Origin of the sequence: Rothia sp. HMSC067H10 (assembly GCF_001810635.1) — a bacterium.
GTDB classification, from domain to species: domain Bacteria; phylum Actinomycetota; class Actinomycetes; order Actinomycetales; family Micrococcaceae; genus Rothia; species Rothia dentocariosa.
Genome location: NZ_KV802293.1, coordinates 60119 through 76938, shown reverse-complemented (window position 1 = coordinate 76938; position 16820 = coordinate 60119). Strand labels below are relative to the sequence as shown.

Here is a 16820-nt window from a genome sequence, read left to right as displayed (position 1 = left end):
GTCTGACCCTGACCACCCTGACCGGGGGTACCAGGCTGAGCAGGAGTACCGGGCTGACCTTTGTCACCGGTCTGACCCAAACCGCCCTGACCGGGAGTACCGGGCTGATCGCTGTCGTGATCACCAGGCGTATCGGGAGTGTCAGGGTGATCACTGTCGTGATCACCAGGCGTATCGGGAGTGTCAGGGTGATCACTGTCGTGATCACCAGGCTGACCGGTCTGACCCTGACCGCCCTGACCAGGCTGTCCGGTCTGGCCCTGACCACCCTGACCGGGAGTGCTGGTCTGACCGCTATCACCAGGGGTGCCAGGCTGACCGGTCTGACCCTGACCGCCCTGACCAGGCTGTCCCGGCTGACCGGGCTGGCAGTCACATGCAGGAGAGGTGGGAACCTGATCCGGCACGTTAGCAAACGTAGCAGGCATTGCCACGAAGGATGCACCCAACAAGGATGCGGCGGTGCCGGTCGTAACCAGCGCCTTCTTAATTCCGGGAGATTTCCGCTGATGAGAAGTCATATGTAAACCTCTTTTATGTCGGCTTCGTGTGCACGGAAACTTTCAACTACCGCAGGAGTAAACCCTCAAGGGTAGCCTAGACTAAGTATCCAATTCCCAGGCTACAGGGGCTCCACTAGGCATACAAGCATGTTTATAACATTTAAGTGAACATCACTCAGCTTGCACCCTTTTTTGTCTACAATAAACATTTCAAAAATCCTGCATATCCAGGGACCTCTTAAGGACTTTTACCCCCTCATACATCCCCTGCAATTCCAGGGATTGAAGAGAATAAGATCCTTCATGTAGCACCCACTAGAAGCACACTTAAGCGTCCCAGGCAAAATCTGCACCTGAGGTTAAAAATAAAGTTTTAATAACACGTGTCGAATCCGGTCACATAGTGGCACACCCTACACAACCCCCGCTTTTCGCTTGATATATCAAGTATTTTCACTATCAAAATGCATTCTCAAAATTTACATATCAAGAGCTTCGTTGCGCAGTCGAAACCTGCTGGTAAACGTACTACAACTCCACAGCACATATACCTTTTGCCGTCTGATTATATAAACCAGCATTGCTCACACTTCGATAGACTACATCTACTACCTCGTTGCAGTATCGAACTGCCGCCCCATCGTCTAAAGCTACTCCTGGCGGTAAAGTACCGCTTTGTAGTGTCTGCAAAAAACTTCTGGGACGACCAGGTTCAGTATTGAAATGAGGGCAGAAGCTGCCAGGCAGTATACCCAAACCGTCATTGAGCGCCTCTAAACCACCAAACGAATCGGTCAGACATGACTCGAACCAGCAAGCTGCACCTGCACTTATCCCCGATAGAACCGTTCCCTCGACATATGCTTTGCGAAGCACACGGTCAAGTCCATGCAATCTCCACACAGCTAAGAGGTTTGCGGTGTTACCGCCTCCGACATAGATGATGTCTTGACGGCGTATAAATTCTTCAAGGTTCAGCTCTGTGCGGCGAAAAAGCTCAAGATGAGCAGGAATACACGAATATCTTTTAAAGGCAGTATAGAAACGCTCGATATACGCACGTGAATCTCCACTAGCCGTAGGAATAAAACACACCCTTGGTTTTCTCCGCATGCTGGACTCTAACAGAAACACATCTTGATCAGTATTCTCACCGTCAGAGAACCCACCACTCAGAAGCACAATAGTGCGTTGAGCCTCCATAGGTAACCAACCCTCCACAAATAAGCCATGCAATCATAGCCCATCCTAAACACCGAGCATATCAAGAGTATATAGGTCTATATATGGATTCAACGCGGTAACACCCTACTCAGCATTCGCACTATGAAACTCAACCTTCGTTGGATACTCCACCGTACGAGAGACCGTGCAACCTCCACGCAGCTAAGAGGTTTGCGGTGTTACCGCCTCCGACATAGATGATGTCTTGACGGCGTATAAATTCTTCAAGGTTCGGCTCTGTGCGGCGAAAAAAGCTTAAGATACGCAAGAGTACAGATAACGCCACAAAATTTTCAGGGAACTACTGATATTATCGGCGTAGTTCGCCTGAGTTTAGCCAATTCGATCAGTTGCTACATCACATAATAAGGAATAGGGAGAAAACATTGAGCAGAACTACCATGATCATTATTATCACTGTTGCCATTGCCATCTTCTACCTCACCTACGATGCGGTGCGCAGACCACGAGAGAAGAAGCTCCCCTACGTATTTAAGAGGAAGTATCACCAGCTTGAAGGATGGCTGAATGTGACAGCGCTAGGTTTAACAATAGATGCCTTAATCATTCCGTGGGATATGGCATGGACCGGAACGTGGAATACCATTCTTTTCGGCGGTACAGCACTACTTAGCGCGAATTTCCTCTACGCATACGAAATGGAGTACTTTAGTATTCACTCAGACGGTACTATTAAATACCATACTCGAACAGGAAAAATTATTACAACACATTTTAATTGTATTAATAAATATAGTTATTCTCCTTGGGGTAAAAATTTCCGTGGAGGTGAAGATATTTCGTTTCCTGATATTTTCCACCTCAGAACCAGAGACGATAAAACAGCAGCCAAGTTTTCAATAAAAGCTACCAAAGAATACTCCATAGCCGCGCATGTTATCTTCCGACAGGAGAAGGGTCGGTGGGCACACATCCACAGTTCAGAAGACCAGGCTCAGATTGAAGAAATACTTCACGACAAAAAAGCCATTATCCAATATCTGACCGAAAACCCTCAAGGCACCGACCTTGCTGATGATTCTGCGCACTATATGTAATATGTTTCCGCATCAAAGCCCCCCTGCGATAAATGCCGAGCAGATAACTTTTAATAATCTGCTCGGCAAAAATATATGCTTAAAGTCAAGGCCAATACGATAATCCAGCAAAGCCCTACTCAGCATTTACATTATGAAACTCAACCTTCGTCGGATGCTCCACCGTACGAGAGACCGTGCAGTCCTTCTCAGCGCTCAAACGAATTAACCGATCCACCATCTTAGCGGCCTGCGTGCCCGCCTCGGTTTCAGGGAACTGCACATCAAAATCGACCTCAACATCATCAAGACGTACCGCACCGTCCTCATGCTTCTTCAGAGCAGAAGCAAGTACCTCGAATACCTGTGGGATTTCACGGCGGGTGGTGACCGCATCCACATCGACCGAGGAGCATCCGGCGATCGCCGCTAATAAGAGCTCCACCGGAGTTAGAAGCCCATCACCCACCCCGAAGTCCAGGGTTGCCCCATTCGCACCATGTGCCCGGTACCGCAGGCGATCAACCCGTTCTACACGAACTTCGCGGTAGTCCTCAGACTCGCGGCGTACTATTGTTTTCTCAGCAGGCGCTTTATTCATCAGCAATACTCCTTAACACGGTGAAACTGTCGCTTGTACATTGAGCATAACGCAGGCACCACATCTTTATTCCTCCCCTGATATTCCGTACAGCAAAACGAAGTACATAAAACTTCCTAAAATTGGATAGGATAATTGAAGACTCATTTTCACTCTTGCTGAGAGGCACCATGAAAGATACCGCGAAGGAAACAAGCGACGCAGAACATTACGCCGCGATCGGTCATAACCCCACCGAGAGCGGCTTCAAACAGGCTTTACGGGCATCCAGCGTGGTGCTTGCAAGTTTCGTGGTGTTGGGGTTAGGTTTGGGCGTTATTATTAGTGCTCACCATTTACCGTGGTGGCTTGCGCCCGCAATATCCCTCATCGTTTACGCCGGTTCCGTCGAGTTCCTGGTGGTAGAAATGATCGCAACCGGGGCCAGTGTAGGTGCTATCGGCTTCACAACTCTGCTCGTGAACTCCCGCCACCTGGTGTACGGTATTTCCTTCCCGCTGCAGAATGTGAGGGGTTTCTGGGCGAAGCTCTACACCATATACACGCTCTGCGACGAATCCTACGCGCTCAACACCGGCCCCGACCGGAATACGCTCTCTCACGCACGTATTCTATGGGTGAGTACATTCCTGCACATCAGCTGGGTGGCAGGAACAACCGCCGGATTCTTTATTGGTGCATCGTTTCTGAGCAACCTTGAGGGTATGGATTTCGCCATGACGGCGCTGTTTACGATCCTCGCGATTGATGCTTACCGCGCTCAACGGGATAATGTCACGGCTCTTCTCACGCTGATCTCTGGCGCGGTGGGTATTATCCTGGCACCCGGTTCCATGCTTCTGGTGTCGATGGGAACCTACACTGCCCTGCTGATAGTACGGTTCTTTATCGCAAAATCACGGGGAGCACTGCCGGAACACCAGATACCCGCCCCAGAGAATAACACAGCAGTGACGGTTGCCGAAGACAGCACGACAGATCAGGTGAAAACTCCAAGCCCCACATTCACTCACTACAACGACCCGCAGGAGAACCCCCATGATTAACGGCCACATCGATAGCGGCTATATTATCAGCGCCGTTCTGGCGGCGGCGGCTGTAACCTTTGTTCTGCGGGTGCTCCCCTTTGGTCTCAAAAAAGCCCTTGCAGGTTCTGAGGTGCTGGATGCGCTCAGCCACTGGATTCCACTCGGGGCCGTAGCGCTTCTGGCGATCTATGCGGTAAGCCGTATTGACTTTTCATCCACACACACCGCGGTTCCCTACCTTGCCGGGTTTGTGGTGACGGCGCTCGTGCACCTGTGGAAGAAGAATATGGTATACAGCATGATCGCCGGTACCGCCACCTGCGTTATTCTCATCAACTGGGTTTTCTAGGGGCATACCATGTTTGAAAGATCTTCACACCCCAACCGCCACCTTGGGGAGGCGCCGCAACAAACCAGCGACGAACAGGTTCTCGATATTATCGCCTCCGCAGGTCTGGCGACCAGCAGCATTCCGGTGGTGCAGGAACGCGAGCAGGCTTTACGCGCAGGCGATGATGCCCTTAGTCTTGAGCTCCGCCGCACTGGCGAGAGCGGATTTCGTGAGGCAATGCGCGTTGCATCCCTTGTGATGCTGGGCCTGTTTTTCGTGGGAATTGGACTCGGTGTTGTGATACACAGCTTGGGTTTTCCTTGGTGGCTTGCACCCCTGCTTCCAGGAGTTTTATTCGCCGGGTCTGTAGAGTTCGTATTGCTGACGATGATGGCAGCGGGTGCCTCGCTGGTATCCGTTGCGGTGATGACGTTGCTCATCAATTCACGCCACCTCATGTATGGGCTGTCCTACCCTATCGAGCGTGTGCACGGCTCTCTCGCCAAGTTTTACACCGTCTATACGCTCATCGACGAGGCTTTTGCCCTCAACAGTGGACCGGAACGGCATACTCTAAGAGGGTCACGCATTCTGTGGATTCATGCGGGAATGCATATGAGCGTTATCCTCAGTTCCACATTCGGGTTCTTCTTGGGGTCGAGTTTTCTGGTACACCTTGAGGGTTTTGATTTCGTGATGACCGCGCTTTTTACGGTGCTGGCCCTTGATGCCTACCGCGCTAACCCCGATAAGCTCACGGTGCTTTTCTCGGTGATTGCGGCGGCAGCGGCGCTGATTATTGCCCCGGGGTCTATGCTCTTAGTGGCGATGGCAGTGTATATGGCGCTTCTGGTGGGGCGTTATGCAGCGGCGAAGAAACGCGGTTCTCTGCCTCAACATATGATGGTCGCCGACGAGCTTACACACCATCGCACGGAACACGATCGCGCAGAAGAGACTCCGCACGAACCAGCGCAATAGTTTCAAACGGCAGAACAAAGCAGGCACCACGGCACGGAAAAACCGAGCATGGTGCCTGCCTGATAGGCTCAGCTGCGTTTACTTAAGAGCTGCGAGCGCAGCCTCGTAATTAGGTTCGTTGGTGATTTCGGGAACGAGCTCGGTGTACACTACCTCACCGGCGGGGTTCACGACTACGACGGCGCGAGCAAGGAGCCCTTCGAGAGGTCCGTCGGTCATTGTCACGCCGAAGTCCTGCCCGAAGGATGAGCGGAATGCGGAGGTGGTAACAACGTTCTCGATGCCCTCAGCGGCACAGAAACGACCAAGCGCGAACGGAAGATCGTGTGAAACGTTCACGACAACGGTGTTATCAAGACCGGCGGCTTCTTTGTTGAAGTTGCGAACCGAGGCGGCGCATACGCCGGTATCGACCGAGGGGAAGATATTCAGCACGAGGTTCTTACCCGAGAACTGGGCGCCGGTGACCTCAGCGAGATCGGCGTCGAGTACGGAGAATGCGGGGACCTTAGAACCGATGGCGGGAAGGTTGCCGCTGGTGTGAACTGCAAGGTTATTTTGAAAAGTAATTTCAGCCATTTCCTCATTGTCGCGCGTTCTCTGCCTCTGCGCAAGGGGAACTGTCGCGTAAGAGCCGGGCGGCGCGGTCTCGTCGTACATTTATACTGTTGCGAAGAGAGTTCATGAGGAATATGAAATACTTACGCAACGGGGCGGGCTATTAGCGTGTATACTTTCGACCCGCAGACCCGGCAGGTTTCCCGCACCGGCGAGTTGCCACCAGTAAACTAGGAGTAACAACACGCACCGATACGAAAAGAGTTTTTCATGTCTAGATTTCCTGTAAAACCGCTAGTTTTCTGCGCTGGCGCAGCGCTTCTGCTTTCTTCCTGCGGTAACCCGTTTGGCGCATCCACCGATTCGGGCAGCAGTTCGCAGGCGGCACGCAGTTCCAGCTCATCTAGTTCTTCATCCGCTTCAACCAGCGCATCTGCCAGCCCAACTCACTCTCCCACAGCAAGCGCTACCAGTTCTTCAGCCTCTCCAAGTCCGAGCGTGTCTGTAGTAACGGTAACCGCCAACCCGCAGCCGGAGGCAAGTACCGTTACGGTAACCGCATCGTCAAATTCTAATTCGGGGTCTTCATCCTCAAGCGGGCGTTCGGCATTGGAATCTAATGCGAGTAAACTTCGCGGTCATCATTCGTGGTCCCTGAGGTCGGCGGATACTTCGACTTTCGATTCGAGCGCGGAGCTCTCGTGGATTACGGTTGGGTCATCCGATGGTGCGTCACATATTATGCTGTTCCATCACGGAGACTACTTGGGAACCGGCACGCTCAACCCGATTCAGGGTTCCCCTTCGGTCTCACGGAATTCTGCGAACCAGATTTCGGCCTCTGTGGGGTCTTCCCAAGCGACGTTCACCTGGGATTCCGCTCAGGAAAAGATTGTTATGAACGGGGATTTGCCGACCGGATAGTTCCTGATAAACGTGTGTAAGCAAGCGGTGAGCCCCGCATCCAACCTTCTGGATGCGGGGCTCACGCAAATCTGCTGTGTATTCAGTTCATGTGGGCTTTATGTACCCATCAAAACTGCTGACTCTAGCTTAGGCTGCGAACTTCTTCTTGTACACGAAAAATGCTGCTGCGCCGACGAGAGCAAGTACAATGAGCTTCTTCATAAGAGAGGATTCCTTTCATGGGATCAGTGATTGGGTGCCCTCACGGGCCTTTCCGTGATGTCTTAGCACCGGTTCACTCATTCTACCCTGTTCTGGTATGGATTCTCTATCGTTACACGACGTGTAAGGCTCATGCTGTGCGGTAGAAATGTGAATTTACTCAGTTTTAGAGGTGCGGAACCACGCATGTACGATGCCCTAGAGAATCCATAAAAATCATCCGGCGGTAGTAGTGCGGATGTGCAAAACTAGAATTATGAGCTTGAAGAAAAACGTATCTGAGGATTCCCGCTCCGGCGGTAAGAAACATATAGCGCCCGTGGTAACAGCCGGTTTTCTAGGGACCACGGGTGTGCTGCATTTCGCGAAACCCGAACATTACGACGCAATCGTGCCTCGTGCCCTGCCGGGCTCGGCACGGTTCTACACCTATGCTTCGGGGGTTGCTGAGCTTGGTGTTGCAGGGCTGCTGGCCCTCCCAAAAACTCGCCGGGCGGGTGCCCTCGCGGCCATTGCGCTGTATACGGCGGTGTTCCCGGCGAATGTGCAGATGGCATGGGATTGGCGGCATAAGTCAGTATTTAAACGTGTTGTGGCTTTCGGCCGTCTACCGTTGCAGCTGCCAATGATTCGCCGTGCCTGGCGCATCTATAAAACCTCCTCTCGGCGCTAAAGCTCTCCTGGCGGTGGCACAAGCTGCGGCCGTGCTATGATAAAAAATCTTCACGCCTGGATTATTATAAAGGAGCACTATGTCTAGTACCCGCCAGAACCCGGCCGAGCAGGCGAAGGCCCTTGCTTCCCAGCTTAAGTGCCCCATGGGTGACACCGGTCAAGAGCTAGCACACTCTTTAAACCTGGGGAATCTTCCCATGATTGTGAGCGCCCTGAATGCATTAGGCATTGAGGAAGATGACCGCATCCTGGAGGCGGGCCCGGGCAATGGTGGGCTCCTCAATTATGTTCTCTCCCTCGCAGAGAACCTGCACTATGATGGGGTGGAAATTTCGCCGCTCATGTATGAGCAGGCCCGCGCCGCCAATAACGTGTTTATCGCAGAAGGGCTGGCTGAGTACGCGCTGTATGACGGCGTGAATCTGCCGTATGAAGACGGTATTTTCACGAAGGTGTTGAGCGTGAATACGGTGTATTTCTGGGAGGAACCGGCTTGGCTGCTCGCAGAAATGTGCCGGGTGCTTACCGCCGGCGGGCGGGTGTGTTTAAGCTTCTGTGAAAAAGATTTTATGAAGACCCTGCCATTCACCAAGTACGGCTTCGCCCTGTACGATGCCGCCGATATAGTTGCGCTCACACAAGAACTGCCGCTACATACGGTAGCTGTACAGCATCTGCACGATATGGCGGTGGCGGGCGGCTCTGCCCGGCTGGTACGACGCGACTACGTAAACCTCGTGCTTGAAAAAGAACACTAAAAACACCCGGACAGTACCTACATATTTTTGACACCATCACTGGCGGTTTCTATCGAGAAGAGTTTTTGCCTTCAGAAGCTTTTTATTCTTCATGAATGCAAAAACTCTTCTGAATAGAGTGCGTTTAAAAGGCCGTTTCTCGTATTCAAACGTAAAAAATATTGACGCGTATATTCCAAAACAGGTATAAGTTTTTTATAAGGATTCACATTTCTCTCTCACGACGCTCAGAAATGTGCTCGCCATACTAATCTAAGGCGGAGAAGCCATGGCAAACACTAACCTCACGAACAATCTCAAGCCCGAATTCCGCACTAACCCGCCCGCTGAAGAGAATGGCATTCTGCTATGTCTGGATGAAGCGTAGATTCAGGGCGATAACGCCAAATACATGAAATTCTACAACCGCTTAGCCTCCGTCTACGACCTAGGGGAACGGTGGTTTGGGCGTCTCGCTTACGGCAATGAAGTCGCACAGATGCGCCAGCAGTTCATGAAAGAACTAGAGTGGTTTCCCGGTTGCTCGGCACTGTACGTCTCAATCGGCACCGGTACCGACCTACGCTACCTGCCCGACGATATTGAGGTGAGTGCAATCGACTAGACGGGCGCCGATATTTCGCTCGGGATGCTCAAGAAATGCCAGAAAATCTGGGGTGGGCGCGCGAACCTGAACCTAGTGAACTGTGCCGCCGAGGATCTGCCCTTCATCGATCAGAGCTTTGACGTGGTGCTGCACGTGGGCGGCATTAACTTCTTTAGTGATAAAAAACGCGCGATCGAAGAAATGATTCGGGTAGCCAAACCTGGCACGAAAATTATGATCGCAGACGAAACTTCCGACTACATCGATTCGCAGTACAAGAAGAACGTCCTCACCCGTAAAGCCTACAAGAACGCCACCTTCGATCTCTCAGAGATTGAGGCACTGATACCCGAAGACATGGAGGATACAAACACCAGCTTGCTCTGGAATGATCAGTTCTATTGCATCACGTTCAGGGTTCCGCAAGACTAAGAAAGACCAGAATTACGATCATAACCTGGTAAACGGGTGAAGCGGGAGCAGTTTCTTCATTCGGGAGCATTCTAATCGCTCCCGAATGAAGAAACTGCTCCCGAAGTCTGCCGTGTTCAAAGTGAACACACTATGCGGTGGGTTTCTGCCCGATGGAGAAAACCTAGACGATAAAGCGAACGCCGCCCTCAACCCGAATCGCACGGCTATTGTTGATAGGCACAAGATCCAGCTTATCCGAATATTCGCTTTTCATACGGCGTACCGCCTGTATAAAAGGTTCTTCTTCCTCGTGCACCGCCGGGTAGAAATCAACAATTCCCAACGCCTTAAAATTGAACATTCCCAGAGCAACGTCAGAGTCGTCCATAACTCGTGCATACTCAATATCAGGCGAAGCGACCATAGCTCCAGCCGACTCCCCCACGTACATCATGCCGTGGCGCACCTTTTCGACAATGAAATTGATGAGGTCTTTGGATTTGAGCTGCTGCAGCAAATAGAACGTATTGCCGCCCGAAATATAGAGAACTTCAGCTTGTTCGATGCGCAACTTCGCGGTTTCTGAATCAACTTCTGCAATGTCGAGAATATCGGGGGTTAGCCCTAAATTTTTGAAAACATTCAGGGCATCCTGAACGTAGAAAGTTGTGTTTTCAACCGTGCTGGCGGTAGGAATAAACACCACCTGCTGTTGTGATGGGTTGCCGCGCAAGAAATTTTTGAAGGCGGGTTCTACACCGGCGAAGTAAGAACAGAGGAAGGCGCGCATCATCTATCTCCTGGCGAAGGCATCTATAGTGTGGTTTTATCAAATCGTACCGGTCGATTTACGCATGCAACACCCCTAGAAGGAAATTTTAGGTTTATGTAGCACCTTATCTTCTTCTAGGGGTGTCAGCACAGAGATTTTCTCTTAATAAAGCCTAGTTCGTGGTCGGAACCAGGGTCTTGAGGGTAATGTCGCTTGCGACTCCGCCATCCGCGTATTCAAGGTATGCGCGTACCACGTATTTCTTTCCTGCTTGCAGCTTATTACCGGGAATAGTCAGGTCGCCCTCGAAGTCGCCGTTCGGTTTCGGGGTAACAGTCGTATTCACGATTTCATCGCTGCTGGGATCGTCAAGCTCAATATTGTATTCGGTGAAAATCAACCGAACCTTGGAGCCGTTCTGAGCCGCTGCTGCAGGGTTAAACCCGCCGCCAGCAACCTTCAGGTGATTCTCGGCGGCACTGCGGCTAAGGGGTGCACCGTTAATGATGCCTACAACCTCATCATCCGTATCGCCATAAAGATCCTTAGTCACAGCCCTTACCCAGTCGTCGCTGCTGGATTCAATAAGCACCCGATAGTGCTTGTCTTCCTGAATCTTGGATCCAGGAATCTGAATCTGAGTAGTAAAGTTACCGTTCTTCACCTCTGCAGAGACGTCTTTGGTGGCAAGAGTTTCGTTAACCTGTCCGTTCTCATCCAGACCCTCAACTTTTATCTTGACCTGCTTCACGTCATCAAAATGGGTTCCGGTCAGGGTCAAGACATTGGTGTTCAGGTGGCTGCTGAGCTTATTTGTCTTCGAGGAGTTGGTGGTCAGGGTTACGGAAGACTGCAGGTCTTTGCTGTCAACCTGCTGTACAGGCAGATCTTGTTTAGCCTCTATTGTGCGGTTACCGTGCCCGGGGTAGCTCATAATGTAGAGAACATAGTGTTTCTGGGGATCGAAATCGCCTTTAACCTTGGCAGTGCCACGGAAATGACCGTCTTCCGTCACAACAAGGCCTCCGCCGTCTTGAACTAAGTTTTCACCCGTGAAGTCGCCGTCTGCATCAACCTCGTAGACTTCTGCACCTAAACCGTCAAAAGACTTGTTGAGGTCAATCCCCTCACCAGTAATCGTAAGGTTGTTCTGCCCTGTCAGAGGGTTCAGCGGACCGCCCTCAACGGAAGTTACTTTAGCCCCTGTATTAATATTTGTGTTGTTCCCATTGGTGTTATTAGTGCCAGTATTTTGGCCACCCGGAAGCGTAGAGATAGCCTGCTGAGTCTGCGCACCAGCGTTCCCTTCAGCGGCAAAGGAAGGAACGGACGGCACCACGGATGCACTTAGGAGGGCAAGCGCACCCACTCCGGTCAGGATAAAACGGGTATTGGACATTTTGTACTCCATTCATCGGTTAGTGGAATACTGTTAAATGTAATACATGGTTGAGTTTAGGTCTAGCATTTTTAGCATTATTTCTTGATATTTATTTTTATGACAACATGAATGTTTCGATGGAAAATATATACATAAACTAATGTGTCAACACGACTCAAAGGGTCTTCAACAGCATGCATATCACTAAAACATGCTCCCGAAGACCCTTGAGCCGAAAATATATTTTATTTTTAGAAATCTAATACACTAAACAAAATGCAAAAGATAATACGGTGTATTAATTACTGTGCTGCCGACAGAGGAACAACCGGAATGTAGGTACGGTTCCAAACCACGATGGGGTAGTACGCGTAACTCGCCGTTAAGGTATCCTGATCGAATACATCAATGTAGACCCGGTACTGGTGGTTCGGGTTAATCTTAGTGCCATCAACACTCACGTACATCCCGAAGCTCCCGTCCGAACCAAGACTAGACCCTCCGCCGTTGCTAACGTCATCATTAACGATGTTCCCGAACTCATCAAGTTCCTGAACACGCGGCTCGTACTGTACACGGTGGGTATTATCGATCCCCGTAGTCTCTACAGACAGAACGTTATCAGTATTCTGCGGGTCAATGAATCCATCGACAGAGGTAATCGCAATAAAACCGGAGTTCTGATTCGCGGGTGCGGAGGGCTGGCTCTGACGGCTCTGATTATTCTGTGATGCAGAATTCGAGTTTGAGCTGCTCTGGGATGCGGGTGCGCCCTGAGCCTGCTGACTCTGGCCATTAGCATTGGCGCCCTGCTGCTGACCCTGAGCATTAGCGTTAGCACTCTGCTGCTGATCCTGGGTTGCGCCGGGCTGAGCCTGCTGACCCTGACCGCTGGCATTAGTACCCTGCTTATCCTGAGATGCACTAGGCTGACCCTGCTGCTGTTCACCGCCGGATGCAGCCTGCGAAGGATCCTGAGTTGCGCCGCCCTGGGTCTGCTGCTGACCCTGACCGCCCGCATTAGCGCTCTGCTGTTGATCTTGGGTTGCACCATCCTGGTTCTGACCACTGGCGTTAGCACCCTGCTGGCCCTGACCGTTAGCATTAGCGCTCTGCTGCTGGCCCTGATCCTGACCGTTCTGTGCTGCAGAATTTGGCTGGCCCTGTGTGGCTCCAGAACGTGCCTCATCCTGAGGGCTTGCAGGCGCTGCGTTTGCCTGTGCAAGCGGAAGAACCGTCACACCCGCAAGGGTGAAAATAGCAGCTCCGGTCATAGCCGGACGAGAATAGCGAAAAGCCATCATAAACTCCATTCATCGGTGATACGGACAACTTAACCCTAAACATAATTCAGGGACGAGATACAAGAGATATCGAGGAGTCATAGCAATAATTATTCTGAGAACGAACTTTTTACGTTGATATAGAAATACTCGAAGTTATTTAGCCAAGGTTTTATAAAAAATTTCTCCATTAAGTTTTTACAGAAAAATATAGCTCCGTCTCTCGTTTTTGATATAGGCGGAGCGTATATTGAATTGTAGGGATGTATCAGAATTATTATGAGCGCACCTTATCCATTAGATATTTTGACGTATCTCACCGATCTTGTACGCGCGTTGACAAACAGGTTCTCCGACTCTCCCTGATGTTCGATTACATCGAGTGTTTCTACTCGAAGCACACCATGAGCGTGACAAGGTGGAGGCCCACAAAAACATACCGCACGCCGCCCACGTCGTGGGGCATTGAGTGCCGCGAGCTCCAGACCCCCTAATTCTCACGTTGGCTAGATGAGACCGTTCTAGTGCACAATAGCGTCTACTGGCTCCCCACGGTATTGCGGGGTGATCCATACCTTTTGTTGAGGAGTATATGTCGTTTCTCACCAACTTTTTCCCAGTGGGTATCTGCCTGGTGGACTACCGAAACGCGGCTAAACTCTGCGTATTTTTATCCTTCACTCTTATGACCCAAGGCGGGCAATACTGTCATATTTCACGAGCTAGGTTAGATACTTTCTACCGAATAAGGTCTTGTATCCATCTCGCTGATTGCATGTCATATAGAGGGTTCGTGAGTTCCAATTCCAGTGAACAAAGTGTGCATAATCAAAGTGGTCAGGCGGTCTAGCTCGGCATCGTCTACAACCGCCTCCAGTCTGGCCAAATCATCCGGCCCGGTCGGCATTGGCGGGGCTTTAGCCCCCATACCGGTGCCGGTGATACCAGCTACCGCCTCGTCAGTCATGGCACGGAACATACGCTGCGCCCAGATAAGGTCTACATCTGCAGCGATATAGCCCTCACGCTGTGCACGCTCAAAAACCTTACCCAAACGCCCTAAAAGAGTGCGTTGTTTTGTAATCACGGCGGGATCGTCATCGCTCAGATGCGCCATCGCATACAGCCAGATCGCCTTCACCCGCATCACGTTAACGGTCAGGCGATGCAGCGCCACCATTACAGGAGCGGTCTCGGGACTTGCTGACTCAAATGCTTCATAAAATTCTCTAACGGCAATATTACTCAGCTCCGCGAGAAGAGCCTCGCGGCTGGCGAATCTGCGATGAATAGTTGTTCGAGTGACTCCTGCAACCGTAGCCACCTGCTCTAGCGAGGCGGTTGGGTCTCGGCGCAATACTTGTTCGGCGGCGTGAAGCACGATATTGACCGTGCGCCGCGCATCAGCTCGCAATGGCTTAGATGAATCAATCACGTAGTTATTACCCTAATAAATAGAACATGTCTGTTACAGTTAAATGCGTGGGTTATACCCGCATGTCATATATTCTATTCGCGAGAGGGTCAAATGACTACTAAGCAGACCGTCCTGAATTACTATTCGGCAATTCACGCCGAAAATTGGCAAGACTACATTTCCGATAAATTAGCCTACGGATTCAACAGTGCAGAACAAAATCTTGGCAAACAAGATTATCTGCAGGGTGCCGGAAATTTTTTTAATTCCACCACTAATGTTGAGCTTGCACATCTTGTGGTTGAAGGTGACAAAGCGGCGGTTATTGCGCGCTACACCGCAAAGTCCCCCGCAGGAGACACCCAGATTTTTGAGGTTCCGGAATTTCTCACAGTGCGAGACGGCAAAATTATTGCCTCCAGCATCTATCTTGACGGCGCCGCCTTTATGGCCTTTATAAAAGGCGAGTAAAGCTTTCTAGCCGCTTTCATTCAACTTCAGCTCTCTAATACCCGCAGCACATTCGCTGCTCTCGCCTGAGATAGCAGGTTTTATGCGGGAATTACTCTTTATCACTCATTCCCTCCCCCAAGGAGATCATCATGAATACCAATTCTGCGCTTTCCGGCAAGAATGCCGTTATTACCGGCGGAAGCGACGGTATCGGCTACGGTATTGCCGAAGAATTTGCCCGCCAAGGTGCTAACCTATTCCTCATTGCTCGCACCCCCACAAAACTTGCAGAAGCCAGCGCGCGCTTGAGCGAATACCCCGTGACCGTGCACACCTTCGCAGCAGATTTAACGGATATTTCTGAAGTACACCGTGCCGCCGAGCACGCCCTTGATATTTTGGGAAGTATTGATGTGCTGGTCAATAATGCCGGTATTGCACGGTTTATTCCCTTTGAACAAACCGATGAGAACGCTTTTGACGAGCATTTTAATCTCAACGTCAAAGCCCCGTATTTCTTGGCACAAAAGTTATTGCCTGAACTCGCTAAAAATTCTGGCAATATTGTTAACATTTCGTCATATTTTTCGAAACGAATGCTTCCCGGGCGCCCTTCGACGGTCTATTCCATGACAAAGGGCGCATTAAATCTTTTCACACAGTCATTAGCGTTTGAGACGGGTTCCGCCGGAGTGCGCGTGAATGCGATTGCGCCGGGAATGGTCGAAACTCCACAATTGCTGCGCAATGTTTCTGCGATGCCGCCTGAAGCGCAGGAGCAAATGAAGCAAAATGCCTCGGCGTTGATTCCGTTGGGGCGCATCGGGAATGTTGATGATATTGGGCGTGCCGCCGCGTTTTTGGCATCGGATGCGGCCGCATGGGTGACCGGCGCGGTATTGAGCGTGGATGGTGGTGTTACGACGCACTAGGCTTGCTGCCCTGTTCTCCCCTCTCCCTAGTGTTGTAAAAAAGGCTCTTTATACGAATCAAGCGGATTTTCTAACGCTTTATTCGTATAAAGGGTCTTTTTTATGCGCTGGGAGGAAGCTACGCTGATTCGAACTCAGCAGAATGTGCAAATGGGTCAGTGTCCGGGTCATTTTGCCACAGATATTCGCAGCGGGACGCGATCTCTTGAGCCGCTTCCAAGCCCCACCGGTCGGCGATAAAACCTAGAGTCATATCCATACCCGCTGAAACTCCCGAGGATGTATAAAACTTCTCTGTGCTCACCCAACGCGCCTTCTGCTGCCACCTCACCTGTGGGCGCGTCCCGCGCACCCACTCGAAGGCACGTTTGTTAGTAGTAGCAGGCTTCCCGTCAAGAACACCTGTGGCGGCAAGAAGTGCCGCTCCGGTGCAGACTGTCAGGCAGGTTTGGCTTTGCTGTACCAATTTCGCAAGGTTTTGCAGGAATAGGTTATTCATGACGAGAGAGCGCGTGCCTATACCTCCTGGAATCAGCAGAATGCTCCCCAGAGGAAGACTTTCAACAATTTCCGTCTTGAGGGTAAAGCCCTGGGCGGAACGTACCAGTGAACTACCGCTCTCGGATGCGCCCGCTACCGAGATATACCGCATACGCACATCAGGCACACGGTGCAAAAATTCGATGGGTCCCATAGCGTCGAGAGTCTCATAGCCGTCGAAGAAAAGACAGTACACAGATGTAGTCGTCATAGCACCC

At 51.0% G+C, this 16820-nt stretch carries 20 protein-coding genes and 1 pseudogene; 11 read left to right on the top strand and 10 right to left on the bottom strand.

The window, feature by feature from the left end:
• The 3 genes and pseudogenes from HMPREF2756_RS04170 to HMPREF2756_RS11435 form a co-directional block, all read right to left on the bottom strand.
• Positions 1-521: pseudogene (locus tag HMPREF2756_RS04170) on the bottom strand (hypothetical protein); the annotation flags it as partial.
• Positions 522-1031: 510 nt separating this feature from the next.
• Positions 1032-1706 (bottom strand): Type 1 glutamine amidotransferase-like domain-containing protein, encoded by a 675-nt coding sequence (locus tag HMPREF2756_RS10970; protein ID WP_083301664.1) that lies wholly within the window; start codon positions 1704-1706, stop codon positions 1032-1034.
• Between the two features lie 130 nt (positions 1707-1836).
• Positions 1837-2013, bottom strand: a complete 177-nt coding sequence (locus HMPREF2756_RS11435; protein ID WP_013397503.1) for a Type 1 glutamine amidotransferase-like domain-containing protein — start codon at positions 2011-2013, stop codon at positions 1837-1839.
• A gap of 115 nt (positions 2014-2128) precedes the next feature.
• Here HMPREF2756_RS11435 and HMPREF2756_RS04165 point away from each other — a divergent pair, with 115 nt between their 5' ends.
• Complete coding sequence (locus HMPREF2756_RS04165) at positions 2129-2785, top strand: hypothetical protein (protein ID WP_070618626.1); 657 nt, start codon at positions 2129-2131, stop codon at positions 2783-2785.
• 115 nt (positions 2786-2900) lie between these two features.
• On the opposite strand, the gene HMPREF2756_RS04160 is transcribed toward HMPREF2756_RS04165, so the two are convergent.
• A complete protein-coding gene (locus HMPREF2756_RS04160) occupies positions 2901-3365 on the bottom strand; it encodes an OsmC family protein (RefSeq protein WP_004005148.1) in 465 nt (154 codons plus the stop codon).
• A gap of 170 nt (positions 3366-3535) precedes the next feature.
• On the opposite strand from HMPREF2756_RS04160, the gene HMPREF2756_RS04155 reads away from it, so the two are divergent.
• The 3 genes from HMPREF2756_RS04155 to HMPREF2756_RS04145 are packed head-to-tail and all read left to right on the top strand — an operon-like array spanning position 3536 to position 5705.
• The gene (locus HMPREF2756_RS04155; RefSeq protein ID WP_070618623.1) at positions 3536-4411 is read left to right on the top strand and encodes an AzlC family ABC transporter permease; all 876 of its coding nucleotides are present in this window, start codon (positions 3536-3538) and stop codon (positions 4409-4411) included.
• Entirely contained in the window at positions 4404-4742 is a 339-nt protein-coding gene (locus HMPREF2756_RS04150) for a branched-chain amino acid transporter permease (RefSeq protein ID WP_070618620.1), read from the top strand. Before HMPREF2756_RS04155 ends, HMPREF2756_RS04150 begins: the two co-directional genes overlap by 8 nt.
• Before the next feature lie 9 nt (positions 4743-4751).
• Positions 4752-5705: an AzlC family ABC transporter permease gene (locus HMPREF2756_RS04145; protein ID WP_070618617.1), complete on the top strand. Its 954-nt coding sequence runs from the start codon at positions 4752-4754 to the stop codon at positions 5703-5705.
• 78 nt (positions 5706-5783) lie between these two features.
• On the opposite strand, the gene tpx is transcribed toward HMPREF2756_RS04145, so the two are convergent.
• Positions 5784-6284 (bottom strand): thiol peroxidase, encoded by a 501-nt coding sequence (tpx, locus tag HMPREF2756_RS04140; protein ID WP_041321518.1) that lies wholly within the window; start codon positions 6282-6284, stop codon positions 5784-5786.
• A gap of 249 nt (positions 6285-6533) precedes the next feature.
• Here tpx and HMPREF2756_RS04135 point away from each other — a divergent pair, with 249 nt between their 5' ends.
• From HMPREF2756_RS04135 to HMPREF2756_RS11425, 5 genes are all read left to right on the top strand, one after another.
• The gene (locus tag HMPREF2756_RS04135) at positions 6534-7187 is read left to right on the top strand and encodes an LppP/LprE family lipoprotein (RefSeq protein WP_070618614.1); all 654 of its coding nucleotides are present in this window, start codon (positions 6534-6536) and stop codon (positions 7185-7187) included.
• Positions 7188-7647: 460 nt separating this feature from the next.
• A complete protein-coding gene (locus HMPREF2756_RS04130) occupies positions 7648-8064 on the top strand; it encodes a DoxX family protein (protein WP_070618611.1) in 417 nt (138 codons plus the stop codon).
• Between the two features lie 79 nt (positions 8065-8143).
• Complete coding sequence (locus tag HMPREF2756_RS04125) at positions 8144-8824, top strand: class I SAM-dependent methyltransferase (protein ID WP_004005156.1); 681 nt, start codon at positions 8144-8146, stop codon at positions 8822-8824.
• Positions 8825-9215: 391 nt separating this feature from the next.
• Entirely contained in the window at positions 9216-9428 is a 213-nt protein-coding gene (locus tag HMPREF2756_RS11430) for a hypothetical protein (RefSeq protein WP_246825834.1), read from the top strand.
• 12 nt (positions 9429-9440) lie between these two features.
• On the top strand, positions 9441-9842 hold the full coding sequence (locus HMPREF2756_RS11425) for a class I SAM-dependent methyltransferase (protein ID WP_256388176.1): 402 nt from the start codon (positions 9441-9443) through the stop codon (positions 9840-9842).
• Between the two features lie 163 nt (positions 9843-10005).
• Here HMPREF2756_RS11425 and HMPREF2756_RS04115 read toward each other — a convergent pair whose 3' ends face one another.
• From HMPREF2756_RS04115 to HMPREF2756_RS04100, 4 genes are all read right to left on the bottom strand, one after another.
• Positions 10006-10617, bottom strand: coding sequence for a Type 1 glutamine amidotransferase-like domain-containing protein (locus tag HMPREF2756_RS04115; RefSeq protein WP_048777588.1), 612 nt, complete (start codon positions 10615-10617; stop codon positions 10006-10008).
• A gap of 151 nt (positions 10618-10768) precedes the next feature.
• Positions 10769-11995, bottom strand: a complete 1227-nt coding sequence (locus HMPREF2756_RS04110) for a histidine kinase (RefSeq protein WP_246825832.1) — start codon at positions 11993-11995, stop codon at positions 10769-10771.
• A gap of 284 nt (positions 11996-12279) precedes the next feature.
• Positions 12280-13278, bottom strand: a complete 999-nt coding sequence (locus HMPREF2756_RS04105) for a protein argonaute-2 (protein WP_246825831.1) — start codon at positions 13276-13278, stop codon at positions 12280-12282.
• Between the two features lie 760 nt (positions 13279-14038).
• The gene (locus HMPREF2756_RS04100; RefSeq protein WP_013397515.1) at positions 14039-14695 is read right to left on the bottom strand and encodes a TetR/AcrR family transcriptional regulator; all 657 of its coding nucleotides are present in this window, start codon (positions 14693-14695) and stop codon (positions 14039-14041) included.
• Between the two features lie 93 nt (positions 14696-14788).
• Between HMPREF2756_RS04100 and HMPREF2756_RS04095 the strand changes: the two genes are divergently transcribed.
• A complete protein-coding gene (locus HMPREF2756_RS04095; RefSeq protein ID WP_013397516.1) occupies positions 14789-15148 on the top strand; it encodes a nuclear transport factor 2 family protein in 360 nt (119 codons plus the stop codon).
• 131 nt (positions 15149-15279) lie between these two features.
• Positions 15280-16062 (top strand): SDR family NAD(P)-dependent oxidoreductase, encoded by a 783-nt coding sequence (locus HMPREF2756_RS04090; protein WP_013397517.1) that lies wholly within the window; start codon positions 15280-15282, stop codon positions 16060-16062.
• Positions 16063-16180: 118 nt separating this feature from the next.
• Here the strand turns inward: HMPREF2756_RS04090 and HMPREF2756_RS04085 are convergent, their stop codons facing one another.
• Positions 16181-16813 carry a DJ-1/PfpI family protein gene (locus HMPREF2756_RS04085; protein ID WP_070618634.1) on the bottom strand — a complete coding sequence of 211 codons (633 nt, stop codon included), beginning with the start codon at positions 16811-16813 and terminating at the stop codon, positions 16181-16183.
• Between the last annotated feature and the right edge of the window lie 7 nt (positions 16814-16820).

What these genes read in the sequence shown, in the direction of transcription:
- HMPREF2756_RS04105 (WP_246825831.1), bottom strand. Translation starts at nt 13,278, where the DNA reads ATGGCTTTTCGCTATTCTCGTCCGGCTATGACCGGAGCTGCTATTTTC.
- HMPREF2756_RS04150 (WP_070618620.1), top strand. Translation starts at nt 4,404, where the DNA reads ATGATTAACGGCCACATCGATAGCGGCTATATTATCAGCGCCGTTCTG.
- HMPREF2756_RS04115 (WP_048777588.1), bottom strand. Translation starts at nt 10,617, where the DNA reads ATGATGCGCGCCTTCCTCTGTTCTTACTTCGCCGGTGTAGAACCCGCC.
- HMPREF2756_RS11430 (WP_246825834.1), top strand. Translation starts at nt 9,216, where the DNA reads ATGAAATTCTACAACCGCTTAGCCTCCGTCTACGACCTAGGGGAACGG.
- HMPREF2756_RS04160 (WP_004005148.1), bottom strand. Translation starts at nt 3,365, where the DNA reads ATGAATAAAGCGCCTGCTGAGAAAACAATAGTACGCCGCGAGTCTGAG.
- HMPREF2756_RS04165 (WP_070618626.1), top strand. Translation starts at nt 2,129, where the DNA reads ATGATCATTATTATCACTGTTGCCATTGCCATCTTCTACCTCACCTAC.
- HMPREF2756_RS04135 (WP_070618614.1), top strand. Translation starts at nt 6,534, where the DNA reads ATGTCTAGATTTCCTGTAAAACCGCTAGTTTTCTGCGCTGGCGCAGCG.
- HMPREF2756_RS04085 (WP_070618634.1), bottom strand. Translation starts at nt 16,813, where the DNA reads ATGACGACTACATCTGTGTACTGTCTTTTCTTCGACGGCTATGAGACT.
- tpx (WP_041321518.1), bottom strand. Translation starts at nt 6,284, where the DNA reads ATGGCTGAAATTACTTTTCAAAATAACCTTGCAGTTCACACCAGCGGC.
- HMPREF2756_RS04145 (WP_070618617.1), top strand. Translation starts at nt 4,752, where the DNA reads ATGTTTGAAAGATCTTCACACCCCAACCGCCACCTTGGGGAGGCGCCG.
- HMPREF2756_RS04095 (WP_013397516.1), top strand. Translation starts at nt 14,789, where the DNA reads ATGACTACTAAGCAGACCGTCCTGAATTACTATTCGGCAATTCACGCC.
- HMPREF2756_RS04110 (WP_246825832.1), bottom strand. Translation starts at nt 11,995, where the DNA reads ATGTCCAATACCCGTTTTATCCTGACCGGAGTGGGTGCGCTTGCCCTC.
- HMPREF2756_RS04125 (WP_004005156.1), top strand. Translation starts at nt 8,144, where the DNA reads ATGTCTAGTACCCGCCAGAACCCGGCCGAGCAGGCGAAGGCCCTTGCT.
- HMPREF2756_RS04130 (WP_070618611.1), top strand. Translation starts at nt 7,648, where the DNA reads ATGAGCTTGAAGAAAAACGTATCTGAGGATTCCCGCTCCGGCGGTAAG.
- HMPREF2756_RS04090 (WP_013397517.1), top strand. Translation starts at nt 15,280, where the DNA reads ATGAATACCAATTCTGCGCTTTCCGGCAAGAATGCCGTTATTACCGGC.
- HMPREF2756_RS04155 (WP_070618623.1), top strand. Translation starts at nt 3,536, where the DNA reads ATGAAAGATACCGCGAAGGAAACAAGCGACGCAGAACATTACGCCGCG.
- HMPREF2756_RS10970 (WP_083301664.1), bottom strand. Translation starts at nt 1,706, where the DNA reads ATGGAGGCTCAACGCACTATTGTGCTTCTGAGTGGTGGGTTCTCTGAC.